We start from the raw sequence: 16,094 nt of genomic DNA on the forward strand, positions 1-16,094 counted from the left end.
GATACCACAAGCCACTCGCAGGTAGCAGCGAGGACCCGACGCGTCGTATCCTAAGCCCATGAGTATTCTCGTTTGTGGTGGCGCCGGCTACATTGGCGCCCATGTCGTCCGCCTCTTGCGCCAGCGCGGTGATCGCGTCGTCGTCGTCGACGACCTGTCCACCTCGAACGCCGCCCGGGTTGGGGATACACCCCTGGTTCGTCTCGACGTCGCCACGGACGACGCACGTTCGATCCTGTCCAACCTGATGGTGGACGAGGACGTCACCGCGGTCATTCACTTCTCCGCACGCAAGCAAGTCGGCGAATCTGTCAAGCGCCCCACCTGGTACTACCAGCAGAACATCGGTGGCATGGCGAACGTGCTCGCCGCAATGGAGGACACGGGTGTTGACCAGATGATCTTCTCCTCCTCGGCTGCCGTCTACGGCATGCCCAACGCTGAGGTCGTCACCGAAGACATGGCTGGCCACCCCATCAACCCCTACGGTGAGACGAAGCTGATCGGCGAGTGGATGATGGCCGACTGCGAGCGCGCTTGGGACCTCAAATGGATCGGCCTGCGTTACTTCAACGTCGCCGGCGCGGGCTGGCCCGACCTGGCTGACCCTGCCATCATGAACCTCATCCCCATGGTGTTGGACCGACTCGAGCGCGGAGAAAGCGCAAAGATCTTTGGCGCGGACTACGACACTCCCGACGGCACGTGCGTGCGCGACTACATTCACGTCTTGGATCTGGCGGAGGCTCACATCGCGGCCCTCGATGTGCTCGCCGAAGGCCGTCAGCCGGACCACCACACCTACAACGTCGGCACGGGCCTTGGCACGTCCGTCCAAGAAATCATCGACGGCCTGCGCCGCGTCATCGGCTGGGACTTCCCCGTTGAGGTTCTCGGTCGCCGCGCGGGTGATCCGCCCAAGCTCATCGGCGACCCGCTGTCCATCGGCGTCGACCTGGGCTGGAAGGCCAACAACGGTCTCGACGAGATCCTCACCTCAGCCTGGGAAGGCTGGCAGGCAGGGCCGCGACCGATTACCGTACCGGGCGCCTGAGTACCCCTTCGCAGCGTTGAACCCCGGGCCTCATGTCCCGTAGGAGGGAACGAGGCCGGGGCTGTCCGCGTGCGAGTTAGCGGACCCGCATTCGCGGTGGTGGCCCCCGCTCGGAGCAGGTATGCATGCACGTCGATCGGGTGAGCGTTCAACCACGCTCACAGACGTCGCAATACCAACGATACGGATTCGCGGTGCGCACAAGCCCCGAGGCAATTGCGTGCGCAAGCAAGAGAGCCTGTCCGACAGGGAGCCTCGCGGCACCGCCAGCGGCACCGCCGACGTGTCGCGGCCCGGCCAACTGGATGCCGTCGACGATGGGAACATAGGCCTCGTTGAGCAGCGGAACACCAGAAAACCTCGACTCGCCCAACAGGAGGACACCCCACGACAACCTAGCGCATAACCAACCCCGAAGAAGACACAACGATGACACCACTCCACAGGACTTGACCGACTTTCCCGCATGGACAAGCTGAAAAGTCGCTACAAATCCAACGGGCTTTGGACCTCCTTCAAGTTGGCTGCCACCAACTACAACANGGGGCGCCGAGCGGTGCAGGGGTGGGGCGCTGGGGTTGCCCCACCGTGAACTGACGAGGCCCGTTGCCTGACGGCGCATAGGCGTTCGCCCCACCGGGGCGCGGTGCGCGGGCAGCGTTGGTCGAAGTCGGAGCGTAGGACGGCGGATTCGTTGCTGTCGCTGGCTGATAGGAAGGCGGAGCCTGCTCGTGGGTCGCTCGCCTCGGGAAAATCGGCGCGGAATCGCGCTGAGGCTGGTCCAGCGTAGGGGGCATCAACGGGCGCGAGGCACCTGCCTCGTCCTCGGAAATCCGCCACATCTGCGGTGCGATGGCCTCCGGCGGGGGAGTAGGGGCGCCGGAACGGGCCTCCTGTCCGATCATGCGAGCATCATCGGAGCCGGGGCGGCGGCGTTTCGGGTCGGGTGCGAACGAGGGAGGAGTGCTCATTTGTCTTTCGGCGGGCAGCTTTCGGCGTTCTTCTCGGCGGCGGCTTGGTTCGCCGCATTGTTAGTGACGGACGCGGACTGCTCAGTGTTATCGGCGGGATTCGTGGTCGAGTCACCATTCGAGTCGTCGCTCGGGCTGGTCGTCGTGTCGTCCGTGGGCGCCGGCGAAGGCGACGCAGTGGCTGCGGTCGGATCCGGGACCACCAGCTGAGCCCCGTTGCCGTCCGTGTACGTCGTGCCAACGGGCAGCCCCTGGTCGTTCTTCAGGGCATTCCACACGTTGCGGGCCATAGGCTCGGAAGCAATACGGCGGTTCGGATCCCAGGAGGGCTCCTCAACGGGCATGGTCACAAACTGAATATTCGCCCGCTCCGTTTTAGATAGGACGTTCAGGAGCAGCGTCAAGTCCGCCCGCGCGTCACCCAGGTTGGACGAGACATTAACGGAGGCGATAGCAGCCTGCAGGAACGTCAAGAGAGCGCCGGAATCCGTCACATAGTCTTTCGACTGGATCTCGCGTAGCATGGCGGAAATCAGCTGCTGTTGGCGACCGATACGTGAAATATCGGAGCCGTCGCCCTGGCCCTTACGCGAGCGCATGTACGCCAACGACTGGGTGCCATCCAACTTCCAGCAGCCCGCGTCGATGAAGAGACTGGCGGACTCGTCCTCGATGCGCTCGGGAATGTTAAACCAGATCCCACCGAGCGCGTCGATCATATTGATGAAACCAGCGAAATTAACGACCATGAAGGCATCAATCGGCATCCCCGACATTTTTTCCACGGTCGCCTTCACGCACGCGATGCCGGGTGCAATGTCTTCGTCGGTATTGCCGCCGTCAGCGCCATAAAACATGGCGTTGTTGAACATCTCGTTGCTCATCGGGTCGCTGGTCGACCCGTCTCGGTGCTTACACGAGGGAATATCCACAAGGGTGTCGCGGGGGATCGAGACGACTTGGACGCGTGAACGATCGGCGCTGACATGGATGACCATCGTCGAGTCGTTGCGCAGGCCCGGCACCTCGTCTTCATCGCCGGCCCCAATGTTGCCGCTGGCGCCATTTCGGGAGTCCGTGCCGACGACAAGAATGTTGATGGCACGTCCCTCGAAGGAATCGGGAGTGGCCTTGTTTTGGCCATCCGACACGTAGGCGTTGATGTCGACGACTCGGTCAGCGAACTGAGCGGTCAACCTGGCGTAGAGGAATCCCCCCGTTGAGGCGACAAAAAGCACGCCCGCCATGAGGACGGCGAGTGCGCTGCGCAGGAGGCCAAACCGCCCGAAGTTGACAGCCGAGTGCTGGATCGGTCGAAGATTCACGTTACTCATCAGTTGTAACCATATCGTTATCCCGGTTGTTTGTCGGAGAATGCGGCCCCGAAGCGGCGTGTTCCACTTCCGCGCGACGTCTCATTCCATTAGTCGAAGGAATGCCATCTTCCGATCGACCATCAGGAGGACACACACGTGAGAGCGCCAGCGAACGGGCGAGTGACGCCATGCGTGCCTCCATGCGCGCCTCGCGCCGGTAGGCGGTGACCATTTGCGCGATCGAGGCGACCACCAGGCCGTAGACGATCAGATTCACCCCACGATCGACGCCGATGGCGCGAGCCAGCGTGTTCGCCAGCGGAGGGTAGGCGATAGCGACGATGGCGCCGGCCACGAGAAAACCGATGCCGATACGACGCAGGGCAAGCGAGGAAGCAGACGACACGGGACGAAGAAGCCACCACACGGTGGCTGCCAGCGAGAGGAGCAGGAGAACCCGGATGAGTAGGTAGGTGCTCATCGATCCCCCAGTGCCAGGTCGACGACGATATTGACGGAATTGAGCAGCGGTTGTCCCTTGGCGCGCGAATAGTCGGTGTAAGAGATCGTGACGGGGTGTTCGGCGCCGGGAAGACCGCACGCGGCCAGCTGAGAGACGATCTGCGAGGCATGAGCCATACGCGCGTGGGTCAGGTGGACATGGGTGAGGGCATCAGCCCGTATCACGCGCAGGCCATTGTGCGTGTCTGTCAGGCCCATGCCCGTGCGGGCGCGTGACACCAACGCCCCGAGTCGCAGCATGATGCGCTTGAACACCCCTATGGCACCGCCGCCGCCCTGAAGAAAACGCGAGCCGAGCACGAAGGCCAAATCCTCCGCGCGTGCCCGATCCACCATCGCCGCAGCATCGGCTGGATCATGCTGGCCGTCGGCATCAAAGGTCACAACGTAGCGTGCCCCGCGTGCCAACGCTGCCTCAAAGCCGGTTTGCAGAGCCGCGCCCTGGCCGAGATTAATCGGATGCGTGGCTGTGTAGGCTCCCGCCGCGCGCGCGATCGCGGCAGTGTCGTCGCTGGAAGCATCGTCGATGACGAGGACGCGGGGGAAAAAAGCGCGAACGCCAGCGACGACGCCCCCGATGACGGGCGCCTCGTTATACGCGGGGATGACAACCCACGCGTCGGAACGCTGCTGCATTGCTCCAGTGTCGCACATCAGCAAGTCAGCGCGCCTATAGTGTTGCTATCTGGTGGGATTGAGCGCCCAGCGAGCGTGTCAGCGCTCGTGGGAATACGCGAGGGAGATACCGTGATCGAGTCCAGTGCCGACGTGGCACCCAGCGCGCAGGTCGCGCCCAGCGCGCGCGTATGGCACCTGGCACAGGTGCGTGAAGGTGCGTCAATTGGCGAGGAAACGATCATTGGACGCGGCGCCTACATCGGTGAGGGAGTGCGCGTGGGGGCGCGCTGCAAGATCCAGAACCACGCCCTCGTCTACGAACCCGCCTCGCTCGCCGACGGCGTGTTCATCGGCCCTGCCGCCGTCTTGACGAACGACCACTGCCCGCGCGCGATCAACATGGACGGAACCCTGAAGGCAGCCACGGACTGGACACGCGTGGGGGTCACCGTCGNGCTTCGTCCTATGACCCCACGGTCGCGTCCGGCGGTCCGGCTGGCGCCCACCGGGCAGAGCGCCTGAGCGCTCACGGTGCGCTGCCGCCCGCGTCAGAAGCCGTCGACCTGGTTAAGGTCGGAGGTAGCGAGCGTACCCGCGCGAAGCTTCGCGAAGAAATCGTCCGCGGTCGTGTCTCGCAGCAAGACCGCTGAGGCTCCCGCGTTCGTCGTAAAATTCAGCGATTCGATCGGCGGAACACCCATCATCTGCGAGGAAGAAGCACTACGCAGCGCCAGTACCAAGGACGCGACTGTGGCAACAGAAGAATCCTCGTCAACCGTGAAAGACTTCGACCCAGCGCGCTCCACGCGCAGCGTCTTCGCCGGATTAATGAGCGTTGAGGGCGATGCAGCGGAGGCAATGACTTTCGAAATCACCTGCCGTTGGCGTTTAGTACGACCGATGTCGCCCTCCGGGTCCTGATAACGCATACGCGAAAATTGCAACGCGGTGGTGCCGTCGACCGTGTGACACCCGGCGGTCCAATTCAAGCCCGAGTACTCGTCGTTAGCATCGTGGTCGTAGCACAGCTCGACGCCACCGACCGCATCCACCATGTCAGGCACGGCACCCATACCGATCTGGACGAAATGATCAACAGTGAGACCCGTGAGCTTCTCAACTGTTTCAACGAGCAGCTGCGGACCACCGTAGGCGTAGGACGCGTTGATCTTATCCCACCCGACCCCGGGGATCTCCGCGTAGGTATCTCGCGGGATCGACAAGGCGACAGCCTGGCCGTTCGGTGCGACGTTGACCAGCATAATCGAGTCGGCACGCTCGGAATCGTTGAAACCATCCTTCACGGCGCCGTCCGCACGCGAGTCGGAACCCGCGAGCAGGTACGTGGTTCCCGGCGTGTCTGCGCCACCGGACAAGGCCGTCACGCGACCCATGTTCGTGTTTGCGNCGCGGGTGCCGTCGTCACGCGCGACGTCGCCCCCTACGCCCTCGTCGTGGGTGTGCCAGCCCGACGCGTCGGGTGGGTCGGTGAGGCCGGTGTCCCCCTCGTACCCACCGAGAACACGAACGAGGCCATGGAACGTCAGTGGGTGTGCCCGGCAACGGGGCGCCGCTACGTCGAGCGAGACGGCACCCTCTCACCCGAGGAAGCCCAGGCCTCGTCCCCGAATACCGCTGAGGCGCCCGACCAGACCAGTGAGGAACACCAGTGACCCATCCGTTCATCCCGCCCGCACGCCCGCTCATCGGCGAGGAAGAGATCGAGGCCGTCGCCGCCGTCATGCGCACCGGCATGATCGCCCAGGGACCCCAGGTCGCCGCCTTCGAAGAAGAGTTCGCCGCCGCCCTCGTGCCCGGGACCAGCGCCGTCGCCGTCAACTCGGGAACCTCCGCCCTACACCTGGGCCTTCTGGCCAGCGGAATCGGACCGGGCGACGAAGTCATCGTCCCCTCCTTCACCTTCGCGGCCACCGCCAACTCCGTGGCCATCACAGGCGCCACCCCGGTGTTCGCCGACATCGACCCGCTCACCTTCACTCTCTCACCCACCTCCGTCGAAGCCGCGATCACGCCGCGCACACGGGCCATCATGCCTGTCCACCTCTACGGCCACCCCGCGCCCATGGACGCGCTCCAGGCGATCGCCGACGAGCGCGGCCTCATGCTCTTCGAGGACGCCGCCCAGGCCCACGGCGCCACCCTGCGCGGGCGCGCAGTCGGCACCTTCGGCACCTTCGCGGCCTTCTCCTTCTACCCGACCAAAAACATGACCAGCGGCGAAGGCGGCATGGTCACCTCACGCGACCCCGGTATCATCCGCGGCGTGAGGCTCGCGCGCAACCAGGGCATGGAGACGCGCTACGCCAACGAAATCGTCGGACTCAACAACCGCATGACCGACATTCACGCCGCCATCGGGCGCGTGCAGCTCACCAAGGTCCGCGCGTGGACGCGCGCGCGTCAAGGCAACGCCGCATTCCTGGACGCCCACCTGCGCGGCGTCACCGTCCCGCATGTCGCCCCCGGCGCCACCCACGTCTACCACCAGTACACGATCCGCGTGGGAGAAGACCGCGACGGATTCGCCGCCGCGCTGCGCCAGGAATACGGCGTCGGCTCGGGCGTCTACTACCCGATCCCCAACCACGAACTGCCCTCCCTCGCCCGCTTTGCCCCCGAGGTGGAGCTGGTCGCCACACGCGAAGCCGCCGACCAAGTGCTGTCCCTGCCCGTCTACCCCTCCCTGACGCCCATCNGCATCAGCGACGTCGGCGTCGTCAAGGACCTGGCCACGCACGACGTGGACCTGGCCGCGTGGGTGGCCGGCGCCCCCTACGAGGCCATCTACGCGCGAACATCCACCCGTTCGGGGCGCCCCCACGAGGACATGATGGTCGCCTCGGGCGTTCTTCGTGGCGGCATCCTCGTCAACCACCTCGTCAATTGGCTGACCCCCTTCAAGGACCGCACGACCATCGTGACGGGGGAGCGCGGCGCGCTCGTCGCCGACACCGCGATGGGGGACCTGACCTTCTACGAAAACGGCCACGCGCCTCTCCAATGGGACGCCATCGCCGCGTTTCGCGGGGTCAGCGAAGGCCAGGTCGTGCGCTACGCGCTCACCAAACGCGAACCTCTCGCCGTCGAGCACGAGCGCTTCCGCGACGCGATCCTCGGCATAGGAGCCGAGCACGTCACCATGGACGACGCCCTGGACAACTTGCGCGTCGTCGAGGCCATCCTGGCTTCCGCTGCCTCGGGGCACAGCGTGAACCTGTAGGAGACTCCCGCGATCTGCAGCCCGCCGACGCTGGTGCCCCAGGCGTGATCAGTCAGTCGTCGGCTTCCACGACCGCTAGCTTGTTGCCGACACCGTCACGCGTGAGGACAAGCGCGAGAACCGTGGCAGACACGAAACAGACGGTGCCGATAAACCACACCATGTTCGCCCCGACGGGGGCACCTTTCCACCACCACGACGCGGACTCACTGAGGTTAAACACCATGTTCGCCGAGCCGTGCGTGTAACGCAGCAGCAGCAGAAAGTGGGCCCAGAAAGCCGCGACGGACGCAAAAATTCCGATCGTCACCAGCTGTGAGCGCGTCACGGAGTCCTCGCGTCGTTCCATCGTCAGCATGAAGAAGATCAACACGACCCACAGAGGCATCATGTATCGAGGCTGGTAGGCGGCTACGTTGTCGATACCCTGGATAATACCGATGACGATCGGAACCCCCGCCATCGCTCCCACCAGCATGAGCAAGGTCATTCCCTTACGCCACGACCAGGCGCGCATACCAATGATGAACACGAAAGCGGCTGTGAACAGAGCAAGCGTCGTCACCGAGCCGTCATAGTTCACGTCCATCCAGCCGGGTCCCCATCGGAAGCCGTAGAAGCCCGCGAAGTACTGTGGCAGGGAGGACACATTGAGACCGATGAGCTGGGTGAGAGAGGGGCGGGGACCGTCAATCGACGTCAGCTGGGAGGTCGCGACGTTCGTCGAGCGCATGATGACGATCCCGACGACGGATGACACGAGTGCGAGCGCGGCCTCCGGCCACCGGGTGCGGCTCCACCGCACTGCGAAAACCAGGGCGACGGAGACAACGAACAGGAAGAAAGCTGAATCGCCGCGCGACGTGCACGACAGGACGGCTCCGAGGCCTGCCAAGCCGATGAGCGCCCAACGTCGCCATCCGCTTGAATGAGTGGCGCACCATAGGCCGGCTGCGAATGCGAAAACACCGGTGAAAGCCCACGAGGAAGGGTTGTTAGAGGCAATGAAATAGATGCCCATCGGCGTCCACCCTGCCAGCAGCGACAGAGCGTACGAGCGGCGCAAGACGGTCGGCATGAACGCGCCGATCGCCCCGAGGACAACGACGGCAATCATGACGTTAATGATGCGCATAGTCACGCCCGCGCGGGCAGCGTTATGGCCGATGAAGTGATGGTGGAACTGGTAGTAGCCCCACGGGTAGTTGCCATCATCCCAACGATCCGTCACCATCGTGACATCGTCGGAGTTATTCAGGGAACACGCAGCGGAATCTTCGCCGCGAAACGCGTAGCAGGCGACGCGCCTCGACGACACGGTCTCGGGAACGTAGGGACCGTAGGTTCCGCGCTCCGTGTAGCCCGTCGAGCATCCGGACGCGGACAGCGGGGGAGGACACCAGATCGAACCTAAGTGGTAGTCGTCATCCGGCGAGCCGCCGAGCGGAGAAGAGAGCGCCCAAGAGACACCAACTCCACACACGCACAGGACGAGAGCGATGACTCCCAGGACACGCCAGGTGCCTCGTGGCAACCCGACGCGATGAGTGTTGGCCAAATGCTGCGCCGGTGCCTTCTCAGCGCGATCGGACGCGGGAGAAAAATCGCCATCCTGGGGGAGATCAGTTGTAGTCATAGAAGACAATCCTTGGGTTGAACGCATACGGTCGGGGATCAGTGGCTTGCTGCTGCGCGGAAAGCCTGTGCGTGGACACGTGCTGCTCGCTCCCAGGTGAACTCCTCGGAACGTTCGATAGCTGCCTGCCCCAGCCGCGCGCGTCGCGCAGGATCATTCATCAAGTCTGTGAGGCCGTGGGCAATCGACTCGGGTGTGATGTCGCAGTACGCGACGGCGTCTCCACCGACCTCGGGCAGGGAGGTCAGGCGAGTCGTCAGCGTCGCTGCCCCGCAGCTCATCGCCTCCAGGACGGGCAGGCCGAAACCCTCCGCGATAGAGGGGTACGCCAAGACGAGGCAACCGGAAAGGAAACCGGGCAGATCCTCCAGGGGCAAGTAGCCGGGACGCAGGACCGTAAGATGGGTGGGAACGGTAGCCAACGCGGGATCGATGTCCTCGTCCCAGCCTTTTCCGCCGGCCAAGACCAGCGCGGGAGGATCCGCCAGGCCCGAGACGGCCTGAACCCAACCGCGAACAAGATTCGGGACGTTCTTGCGCGGCTCGAGGGTGCCGAGGAACCCTATATACTCCCGGCCTTCCAACCCAAGAGCCTTCTTGACACGGTGGCGCTCAGCGTCGTCGACGGGGTGAAAAATCGAGCGGTCCACACCGTGGTAGGCGACGTAGAACTGCGACGCATCCCCGCCCGCGTACTTAATAGTCTCATCGCGCGTCGCCTCAGATGGTACGACGAGCGCCGAGGCGCGCCGGATCGCACGACGAATCGCGAAAGTGAAGAACTTCTGCTTCACGCGCGAATGCGCCTTGGGGTGAGAAAAGAACGTCGCGTCGTGCAACGTGATGACGACAGGAACGCCAGGGAACTGCGGGCAGGTGTAGTGGGGGGAATGTAAGACATCGGGACGCACCTTGCGGATGAGCGAAGGCAACCCCGTCTGTTCCCACGCGAAACGCAACGGACGAGACTCGAAGCGTGTAGAAATCGGGATGATACGGGCGCGGGGGAGTTTCGTGGCGAAATGCTCCGCGTCGCGCTCTTGCACCGCCATGGTGAGATCGACGCCCTGGGCCTCCAATTCGGGAACCAGATCGTCCACGTAGCGGCCAACTCCGCCCAGGTTCGCCGGGATCGCGGTGGCGTCCATGAGGACGCGAACGGGTTTGGACGAGAGGGAGGAAGGCATAATGGTCTCCGGTTCTAGCGATTGACACTTCCATTGTATGCCACGACGAGGATAGACAGACGCTGACATGCATCTCAACTATCCTGTAGCCATGAGTGTGCGCGTCGCAATGGTAGTCGAGCAGATGTGGCAACCCGTCCCCGGTGGGTCGGGGCGATACATCGTGGAGGTGGCCTCCCGCCTGGCCCCACAGGGGGTGCGCACGCTTGGTATCGCCGCCCGCCACGGCGCTTGTGAGCCTTCCCCGCAGGACGTCGGGCTGACAATCCCAGTTCTCAACTCTGCGTTGCCTCGGCGCGCCCTGTACGCCGCGTGGGACCGCCTGGGCAAGCCGAGCCTCGACCGTATGATTGGTTCGCGCTCAGGTCACGCCCCTGACGTCGTGCACGCGACCACCTGGGCGATTCCCCCGACGAGGCACCCGCTGGCTGTCACCGTCCACGACGTTGCCTTCCTACGTGACGCCAGCCATTTCACCGCCCACGGTGCCGCCTATTTCGGTCGCGCTCTTGACATCACGAAGCGCCGTGCCGACGCCGTCATCGTCCCCTCCGAGGCCACGGCGGCGGACTGCGTGGAGGCAGGGATCGACGAGTCTATCATCACCGTCATCCCCCACGGTCTAACCCACACTCCCGTCACGCCCCAGCAGATTGAGGATTTCCGCGCCCGCCACGCTCTCACGCGCCCCTACATCCTGTGGGTCGGCACGCGCGAGCCACGCAAAAACCTACCGACGCTGCTGCGCGCCTACCGTGCCATGGCCTCGTCCTCGGACATCGACCTGGTCCTCGTCGGCCCCGCCGGATGGGGGCAGGATCCTGAATGGGGGGACCTGCCCGCCGACCGGACCCACATTCTCGGGCGCCTCGACGACGCCGACCTGGCCTGCGCCTACGCTGGCGCGCGAGTCTTCACCTTCCCCTCTATCTGGGAGGGATTCGGACTGCCCGTCCTGGAAGCCATGGCGCACGGGACGCCCGTCGTGACCAGCGCCGACACCTGCATGGCGGAGATCACCGGCACCGACGCTGGGCTCCTCGTCCCAGCCACCGACGCCTCTGCTCTGGCAGACGCCCTCGAGGCCGCCGCTGGAAGTGAACACGACCGCCTGGCTCGCGCCGGCCTCGCCCGAACAAACCACTACACGTGGGAGGCTTCCGCCGCCGCTCACGCCCGCCTCTACGAGTCCTTGGCAGGTGCCCGATGAACACCGACCTGCAGGCGCGGCCAAGCGCCCGGGTCGTCCTGGTCAACTGGAAAAACGCTCCCCTCACCCTGCGCGCCGCCCGCTCGATCGTTCCACAGCTGCGCGTCGGCGACCGCCTCGTCATCGTTGACAACGGCTCCGAGGATGACTCTCTCGCAGTTCTCGACGCCCACCTACCCGAGCTGCTCACTGGCTTGCGACGCAGCGAATCGGGTGATGGAGCCGCGACAGACATCCCCATCGAGCTGGTGAACGCGGGTGTCAACGGCGGATTCGGTGCCGGCGTCACGGCGGGTGCCGCGGGTCTGAGCGAGGACGCCCTCGTGCTCCTCAACAACGACGCCACCGTCCGTGAGGGCTTCCTCGACGCGCTTCTAGCCCCACTGGGCACCCCCGACGTGGGAGCCACGACCGCGCTCATTCTCCTCGCCGGGCGCTACCGTCACGCACGTGAAGACGAGGCCCAGGCACTGAGCGGAAACGGTCCCACGCGCTGGGTGCGCCAGACAGACGAGGAAACAATGCAGAGCGAGGGCACCGTCCTGGTCAACTCGACCGGCAACATCGTCGACCGCGCAGGCAACGGCCAAGACCGAGACTGGCTGTGTGAGGCCAAAGACCTCGACGCCGCGCCCGACGTGTTCGGCCTGTGCGGGGGAGCGTGCGCAATCCGGCGCGACGCCTGGGAGAAAGTCGGCGGCATCCGCACCGACCTGTTCATGTACTACGAGGACACAGACCTGTCCTACCGGCTCCGCGAAGCCGGATACCGTGTGCGTTTCGTGCGCGAGGCCGTCGTCGACCACGAGCACGCCGCCTCCTCGGACGCAACCTCACCCATGTTCACCCGCGTCAACGCGCGTAATCGCCTCATCGTGGCGGTCGAACACGCGCCGTGGCCAGTGGTCGCACGTGCCCTGGTCCGCTCACTGGCCCGGGCTGTGCGGGCAGGATGTCGAGGCCCGGTCGCGCACGGGGTCGCACAGGGACTCGCCTCGTTTCCCGCCGCGCTTCGTGCTCGACGCGCGCGGAAGGCGAGGCGTGATGGGACTCCCCGGCGCGTAGGCGCCACTACAAAGAAAACGCTGGAAAGTGAGTAATGATACAGCGTTGCGGGTAGGGATGGGTCACTCCTCGTCCGAGTCCGCACCATGCAGGCGCTAAACTGTCGAGCATGACACAGACGAATCCGCTGGTGCGTAAGTTCGCAAAGGGTGCCTCCTACTTCAAACGATACGGGGGCCGAATGACGGTCGCTCGTCTCTTGCAGGGCATGGGGAATAAGATCGCCAACTCCGCCAAGGGAAAAGGCAAGGGACAGTACCCCCTCGGGATGCTCGTCAAATTCTCGGATGCCGCCGCCGTGGACTGGGTGAGTGAACCCCACTGGAAGAAGAACCCTCGCTCCCTCGGATCCGGCCCCTACGTCACCGCGTGGATCATGTCTCCCCCCGGAGAATCCTCGGGAGGCCACCAGAACATCTTCCGTTTCCTGTCCTACCTGGAGGCCGCCGGTCACCAGGTGAAGATCTTCCTCTACTGGTCGCAGTCGATCCCCGTTGACGCCGAGCGCGTGCGCGACATGGTCGAGCGCTCGAACAACTACCCCTCCTTAAAGGCCTCCTTCGCCCTCTATGACCCAGCTGTCGGTGTCGGAGACGACGTGGACGCAATCTTCGCGACCGGCTGGGAGACCGCATACCCCGCATACTTGGACCGCTCGAACGCGCGCCGATTCTACTTCGTCCAGGACTTCGAACCCTCGTTCTATCCCGTCGGCTCAGAAAACCAGCTCGCGGAGAACACCTACCGCTTCGGATTCGAGGCCTTCACCGCCGGAAAGTGGCTGGCCCGCAAACTGCACAAAGAATACGGGATGAGGACCCACCCCTTCGACTTCGCTGCCGAATTCTCACTCTACAAGCGCACGAACGACAAACGACGCGCGGACGTCTTCTTCTACGCTCGCCCCGTGACCATGCGTCGAGGTTTCGAACTTGGATGCATGGTGCTGGCCGACGTCAAGAAGCGCCGCCCCGACATTCGCATTCACATGGCGGGCTGGGACGTGTCAGAGTGGAAAGTCCCCTTCGAGTACGAAAACCACGGCGCACTCACGCTCGAAGAACTCTCCCCGCTGTACAACCAGTGCGCCGCGGCCCTCGTCATGAGCCTGACAAACCTGTCGCTGCTCCCGCTCGAGTTGGCGTCATGCGGGACGATCCCCGTCGTCAACGATGCCCCCAACAACCGGCTCGTCTCTGACAACCCCCATATTGACTACGTACCGCTGTCGCCCGGCGCCATGGCCACGGAAATCATTCGCATCGTGGATGCACAGGACCAGGTGGCCCGTTCGCGCGCCGCCGCGGAGTCCGTGAAGTCGCTCAGCTGGGAAGACTCGGGACGCACGTTCGTCGCTGATTTTGAGGAGGCTATGAATGCCTAACATCCTGGTAGTCGGAGGTAACGGGTTCCTCGGATCCCACCTGGTCGATGCCCTTGCCGCGCAGGAAGGAACGTTCATCCGTGCGTTCGACATGTTCGGCAACGGAGAGCATTGGACAGCCGCGGGAGTCGAAGCATTCGACGGTAATTTCCTGAACATCGACGACATAACGCGCGCCGTGACAGGCATGGACGTGGTCGTACACATGCTCTCGACCACAGACCCCGCCACGGCTGAAAATGACCCGACGCTGGATGTGCGCACGAACATTCAGGGCAGCATCGATCTGTTCCGCGCGTGCGTCGAAGCCGGCGTGTCTCACGTGTACTACGCCTCGAGCGGCGGCACGATTTACGGCGACCAAAACAAGGAGAGCTACGGCGAGGAGGACCGCACGCTGCCGGTATCGCCCTACGGCATCGGCAAGCTCACCATCGAGAACTACATGCGTTTCTTCGCCCGCAAATACGATCTCAACTCGACATCGCTGCGCATCTCCAACCCCTACGGGACCAGGCAGAACCCGCACAAGCGCCAGGGCATCATCCCGATCTTCCTGCGCCACGTTCTCAACGGAGAAGCGCTGACGGTCATGGGGGACGGCTCCATGTTCCGCGACTACATCTACGTGGAGGACTTTGCCACCATCGTCTCCACGATGATTCACCGCGGGGCGACCCGTTCCGTCTACAACATCGGATCGGGGTGCAAGACCACCGTCTCAGAGATCGTCGCCTCTATCGAGCGCGTCACCGGGACGACACCGGAGATTGAGCACGTTCCCACGCCCTCGACCTATCTCCTCGGCTCCGTGCTCAACACGCAACGCGTGAACAAGGAATTTGGTCCCTTTGAGATGACACCGCTCGATGAGGGCATCGAGAAAACATGGCAGGAGATCCAAACGCATGGTTACTAAATCTGACTACGTTGAGGCCAATGATGCCACGCTCGACGCGAGCGTCGTCATCCTGACCTACAACGGTGAGCAGCACATCGACGAAATCCTTGCATCGCTGACCACCCAGCGTTTCGACGGCACTTACGAGATCCTCGTCATCGACTCCGGGTCGACCGACTCGACCCTGGACATCATCGCTAAGTACCCGTCCGTGCGTCTGGTCCAGATCCCCAATAGCGAGTTCGGGCATGGTAAGACCCGCAATCTTGGCGCGCACCTGGCCAAGGGCCGTATCGTCGCCTACCTGACGCATGACGCCACTCCGGCCTCGGACCGGTGGCTCCACGAGATCACCGCGCCCTTCGGTATTTCTGAGCGCATCGTCGCCGTGATGGGCGCCCAGATTCCCCGGCCCGATGCCTTCCCACTGCTGCGCTACGAAATCAAGGGCGTCTTCAATGGCTTCGGCCCGGGATTTGGAACCACCCTGTTCTACGACGACGACTTCATCCAGGATGAGGGTGTGCGCAACGCCGTCACTTTCTATTCCGACGTGAACTCGGCCGCGCGCAAAGACATTCTGACGGGCGAGGTACCCTACCGTGACGTCTCCTACGCCGAAGACCAGCTCTTGGGACGCGACGTGATCGCAGCCGGATACATCAAGGCCTACGCGCCGCGAGCCGCCGTCATGCACTCCAACGAGATGACCGTCTCCGAATATGACGACCGCATGTTTGAGGAGACCCAGGGGCTGCGTGAGGTAGGCATCGACGTCGCCCTGCCCTCTATACCCACGGTCGTGCGCATGGTGGCGACCGGAATCCTCAAGGACGCCCTGCGTCTTGCTCGCGACCGCGAGGTCGGCAAGCGCCGTAAGATCAGCGGTTTCTTCCTCAATCCCGCCTACCACGTGCAGAAGTGGAGGGGCGTGCGCAGGGGCGTTCGCTCGCCGCTCAAGCGCTATGGTCAGTAAGGAACCGAACGGT

The 16,094-nt window shown here is 63.9% G+C and carries 13 protein-coding genes and 2 pseudogenes; 9 read left to right on the plus strand and 6 right to left on the minus strand.

Annotated features, from left to right (window positions below; all coding sequences use genetic code 11):
• Positions 1 to 58 precede the first annotated feature (58 nt).
• Entirely contained in the window at positions 59 to 1,054 is a 996-nt protein-coding gene (gene galE / locus BQ7477_RS01230; RefSeq protein ID WP_073982518.1) for a UDP-glucose 4-epimerase GalE, read from the plus strand.
• 967 nt (positions 1,055 to 2,021) lie between these two features.
• Here galE and BQ7477_RS01240 read toward each other — a convergent pair.
• From BQ7477_RS01240 to BQ7477_RS01250, 3 genes are read right to left on the minus strand one after another with little or no spacing between them, the layout of a single operon-like run.
• Positions 2,022 to 3,359, minus strand: a complete 1,338-nt coding sequence (locus tag BQ7477_RS01240) for an LCP family protein (RefSeq protein WP_200783444.1) — start codon at positions 3,357 to 3,359, stop codon at positions 2,022 to 2,024.
• The gene (locus BQ7477_RS01245) at positions 3,352 to 3,822 is read right to left on the minus strand and encodes a DUF2304 domain-containing protein (protein ID WP_073982520.1); all 471 of its coding nucleotides are present in this window, start codon (positions 3,820 to 3,822) and stop codon (positions 3,352 to 3,354) included. The genes BQ7477_RS01240 and BQ7477_RS01245 overlap by 8 nt, the downstream gene beginning before the upstream one ends.
• A complete protein-coding gene (locus BQ7477_RS01250) occupies positions 3,819 to 4,499 on the minus strand; it encodes a glycosyltransferase family 2 protein (RefSeq protein ID WP_200783445.1) in 681 nt (226 codons plus the stop codon). Before BQ7477_RS01250 ends, BQ7477_RS01245 begins: the two co-directional genes overlap by 4 nt.
• A 111-nt stretch (positions 4,500 to 4,610) precedes the next feature.
• Here BQ7477_RS01250 and BQ7477_RS01255 point away from each other — a divergent pair.
• A pseudogene (locus BQ7477_RS01255) lies at positions 4,611 to 4,934 on the plus strand (LbetaH domain-containing protein); the annotation flags it as partial.
• Between the two features lie 95 nt (positions 4,935 to 5,029).
• Here BQ7477_RS01255 and BQ7477_RS01260 read toward each other — a convergent pair.
• Positions 5,030 to 5,887: pseudogene (locus BQ7477_RS01260) on the minus strand (LCP family protein); the annotation flags it as partial.
• Between the two features lie 48 nt (positions 5,888 to 5,935).
• On the opposite strand from BQ7477_RS01260, the gene BQ7477_RS01265 reads away from it, so the two are divergent.
• Together BQ7477_RS01265 and BQ7477_RS01270 are read left to right on the plus strand one after the other, a co-directional pair.
• Positions 5,936 to 6,154, plus strand: a complete 219-nt coding sequence (locus BQ7477_RS01265; RefSeq protein WP_420884427.1) for a hypothetical protein — start codon at positions 5,936 to 5,938, stop codon at positions 6,152 to 6,154.
• Positions 6,151 to 7,722 carry an aminotransferase class I/II-fold pyridoxal phosphate-dependent enzyme gene (locus BQ7477_RS01270; RefSeq protein ID WP_268753690.1) on the plus strand — a complete coding sequence of 524 codons (1,572 nt, stop codon included), beginning with the start codon at positions 6,151 to 6,153 and terminating at the stop codon, positions 7,720 to 7,722. The genes BQ7477_RS01265 and BQ7477_RS01270 overlap by 4 nt, the downstream gene beginning before the upstream one ends.
• A gap of 52 nt (positions 7,723 to 7,774) precedes the next feature.
• Here BQ7477_RS01270 and BQ7477_RS01275 read toward each other — a convergent pair whose 3' ends face one another.
• Complete coding sequence (locus BQ7477_RS01275; protein ID WP_234968611.1) at positions 7,775 to 9,358, minus strand: DUF2142 domain-containing protein; 1,584 nt, start codon at positions 9,356 to 9,358, stop codon at positions 7,775 to 7,777.
• A 38-nt stretch (positions 9,359 to 9,396) separates the two neighbouring features.
• Positions 9,397 to 10,545 carry a glycosyltransferase family 4 protein gene (locus BQ7477_RS01280; RefSeq protein WP_129582458.1) on the minus strand — a complete coding sequence of 383 codons (1,149 nt, stop codon included), beginning with the start codon at positions 10,543 to 10,545 and terminating at the stop codon, positions 9,397 to 9,399.
• A 91-nt stretch (positions 10,546 to 10,636) separates the two neighbouring features.
• On the opposite strand from BQ7477_RS01280, the gene BQ7477_RS01285 reads away from it, so the two are divergent.
• The 5 genes from BQ7477_RS01285 to BQ7477_RS01305 all read left to right on the plus strand — a co-directional run bounded on the left by BQ7477_RS01285 (position 10,637) and on the right by BQ7477_RS01305 (position 16,081).
• A complete protein-coding gene (locus BQ7477_RS01285) occupies positions 10,637 to 11,755 on the plus strand; it encodes a glycosyltransferase family 4 protein (RefSeq protein ID WP_234968612.1) in 1,119 nt (372 codons plus the stop codon).
• The gene (locus tag BQ7477_RS01290; RefSeq protein WP_234968613.1) at positions 11,752 to 12,855 is read left to right on the plus strand and encodes a glycosyltransferase family 2 protein; all 1,104 of its coding nucleotides are present in this window, start codon (positions 11,752 to 11,754) and stop codon (positions 12,853 to 12,855) included. Before BQ7477_RS01285 ends, BQ7477_RS01290 begins: the two co-directional genes overlap by 4 nt.
• Before the next feature lie 74 nt (positions 12,856 to 12,929).
• Entirely contained in the window at positions 12,930 to 14,204 is a 1,275-nt protein-coding gene (locus BQ7477_RS01295) for a rhamnosyltransferase WsaF family glycosyltransferase (protein ID WP_073982522.1), read from the plus strand.
• Entirely contained in the window at positions 14,197 to 15,123 is a 927-nt protein-coding gene (locus BQ7477_RS01300) for an NAD-dependent epimerase/dehydratase family protein (protein ID WP_073982523.1), read from the plus strand. The genes BQ7477_RS01295 and BQ7477_RS01300 overlap by 8 nt, the downstream gene beginning before the upstream one ends.
• On the plus strand, positions 15,113 to 16,081 hold the full coding sequence (locus tag BQ7477_RS01305) for a glycosyltransferase family A protein (RefSeq protein ID WP_073982524.1): 969 nt from the start codon (positions 15,113 to 15,115) through the stop codon (positions 16,079 to 16,081). The genes BQ7477_RS01300 and BQ7477_RS01305 overlap by 11 nt, the downstream gene beginning before the upstream one ends.
• The last annotated feature ends 13 nt before the right edge of the window (positions 16,082 to 16,094 follow it).

It is taken from the genome of Actinomyces bouchesdurhonensis, from assembly GCF_900128465.1.
Lineage (GTDB): Bacteria > Actinomycetota > Actinomycetes > Actinomycetales > Actinomycetaceae > Pauljensenia > Pauljensenia bouchesdurhonensis.

Bases quoted from the DNA above. Each gene is read 5' to 3' on its own strand.
- BQ7477_RS01275 (WP_234968611.1), bottom strand. From the start codon at position 9,358: ATGACTACAACTGATCTCCCCCAGGATGGCGATTTTTCTCCCGCGTCC.
- BQ7477_RS01290 (WP_234968613.1), top strand. From the start codon at position 11,752: ATGAACACCGACCTGCAGGCGCGGCCAAGCGCCCGGGTCGTCCTGGTC.
- BQ7477_RS01300 (WP_073982523.1), top strand. From the start codon at position 14,197: ATGCCTAACATCCTGGTAGTCGGAGGTAACGGGTTCCTCGGATCCCAC.
- BQ7477_RS01240 (WP_200783444.1), bottom strand. From the start codon at position 3,359: ATGAGTAACGTGAATCTTCGACCGATCCAGCACTCGGCTGTCAACTTC.
- galE (WP_073982518.1), top strand. From the start codon at position 59: ATGAGTATTCTCGTTTGTGGTGGCGCCGGCTACATTGGCGCCCATGTC.
- BQ7477_RS01295 (WP_073982522.1), top strand. From the start codon at position 12,930: ATGACACAGACGAATCCGCTGGTGCGTAAGTTCGCAAAGGGTGCCTCC.
- BQ7477_RS01250 (WP_200783445.1), bottom strand. From the start codon at position 4,499: ATGCAGCAGCGTTCCGACGCGTGGGTTGTCATCCCCGCGTATAACGAG.
- BQ7477_RS01285 (WP_234968612.1), top strand. From the start codon at position 10,637: ATGAGTGTGCGCGTCGCAATGGTAGTCGAGCAGATGTGGCAACCCGTC.
- BQ7477_RS01245 (WP_073982520.1), bottom strand. From the start codon at position 3,822: ATGAGCACCTACCTACTCATCCGGGTTCTCCTGCTCCTCTCGCTGGCA.
- BQ7477_RS01305 (WP_073982524.1), top strand. From the start codon at position 15,113: ATGGTTACTAAATCTGACTACGTTGAGGCCAATGATGCCACGCTCGAC.
- BQ7477_RS01280 (WP_129582458.1), bottom strand. From the start codon at position 10,545: ATGCCTTCCTCCCTCTCGTCCAAACCCGTTCGCGTCCTCATGGACGCC.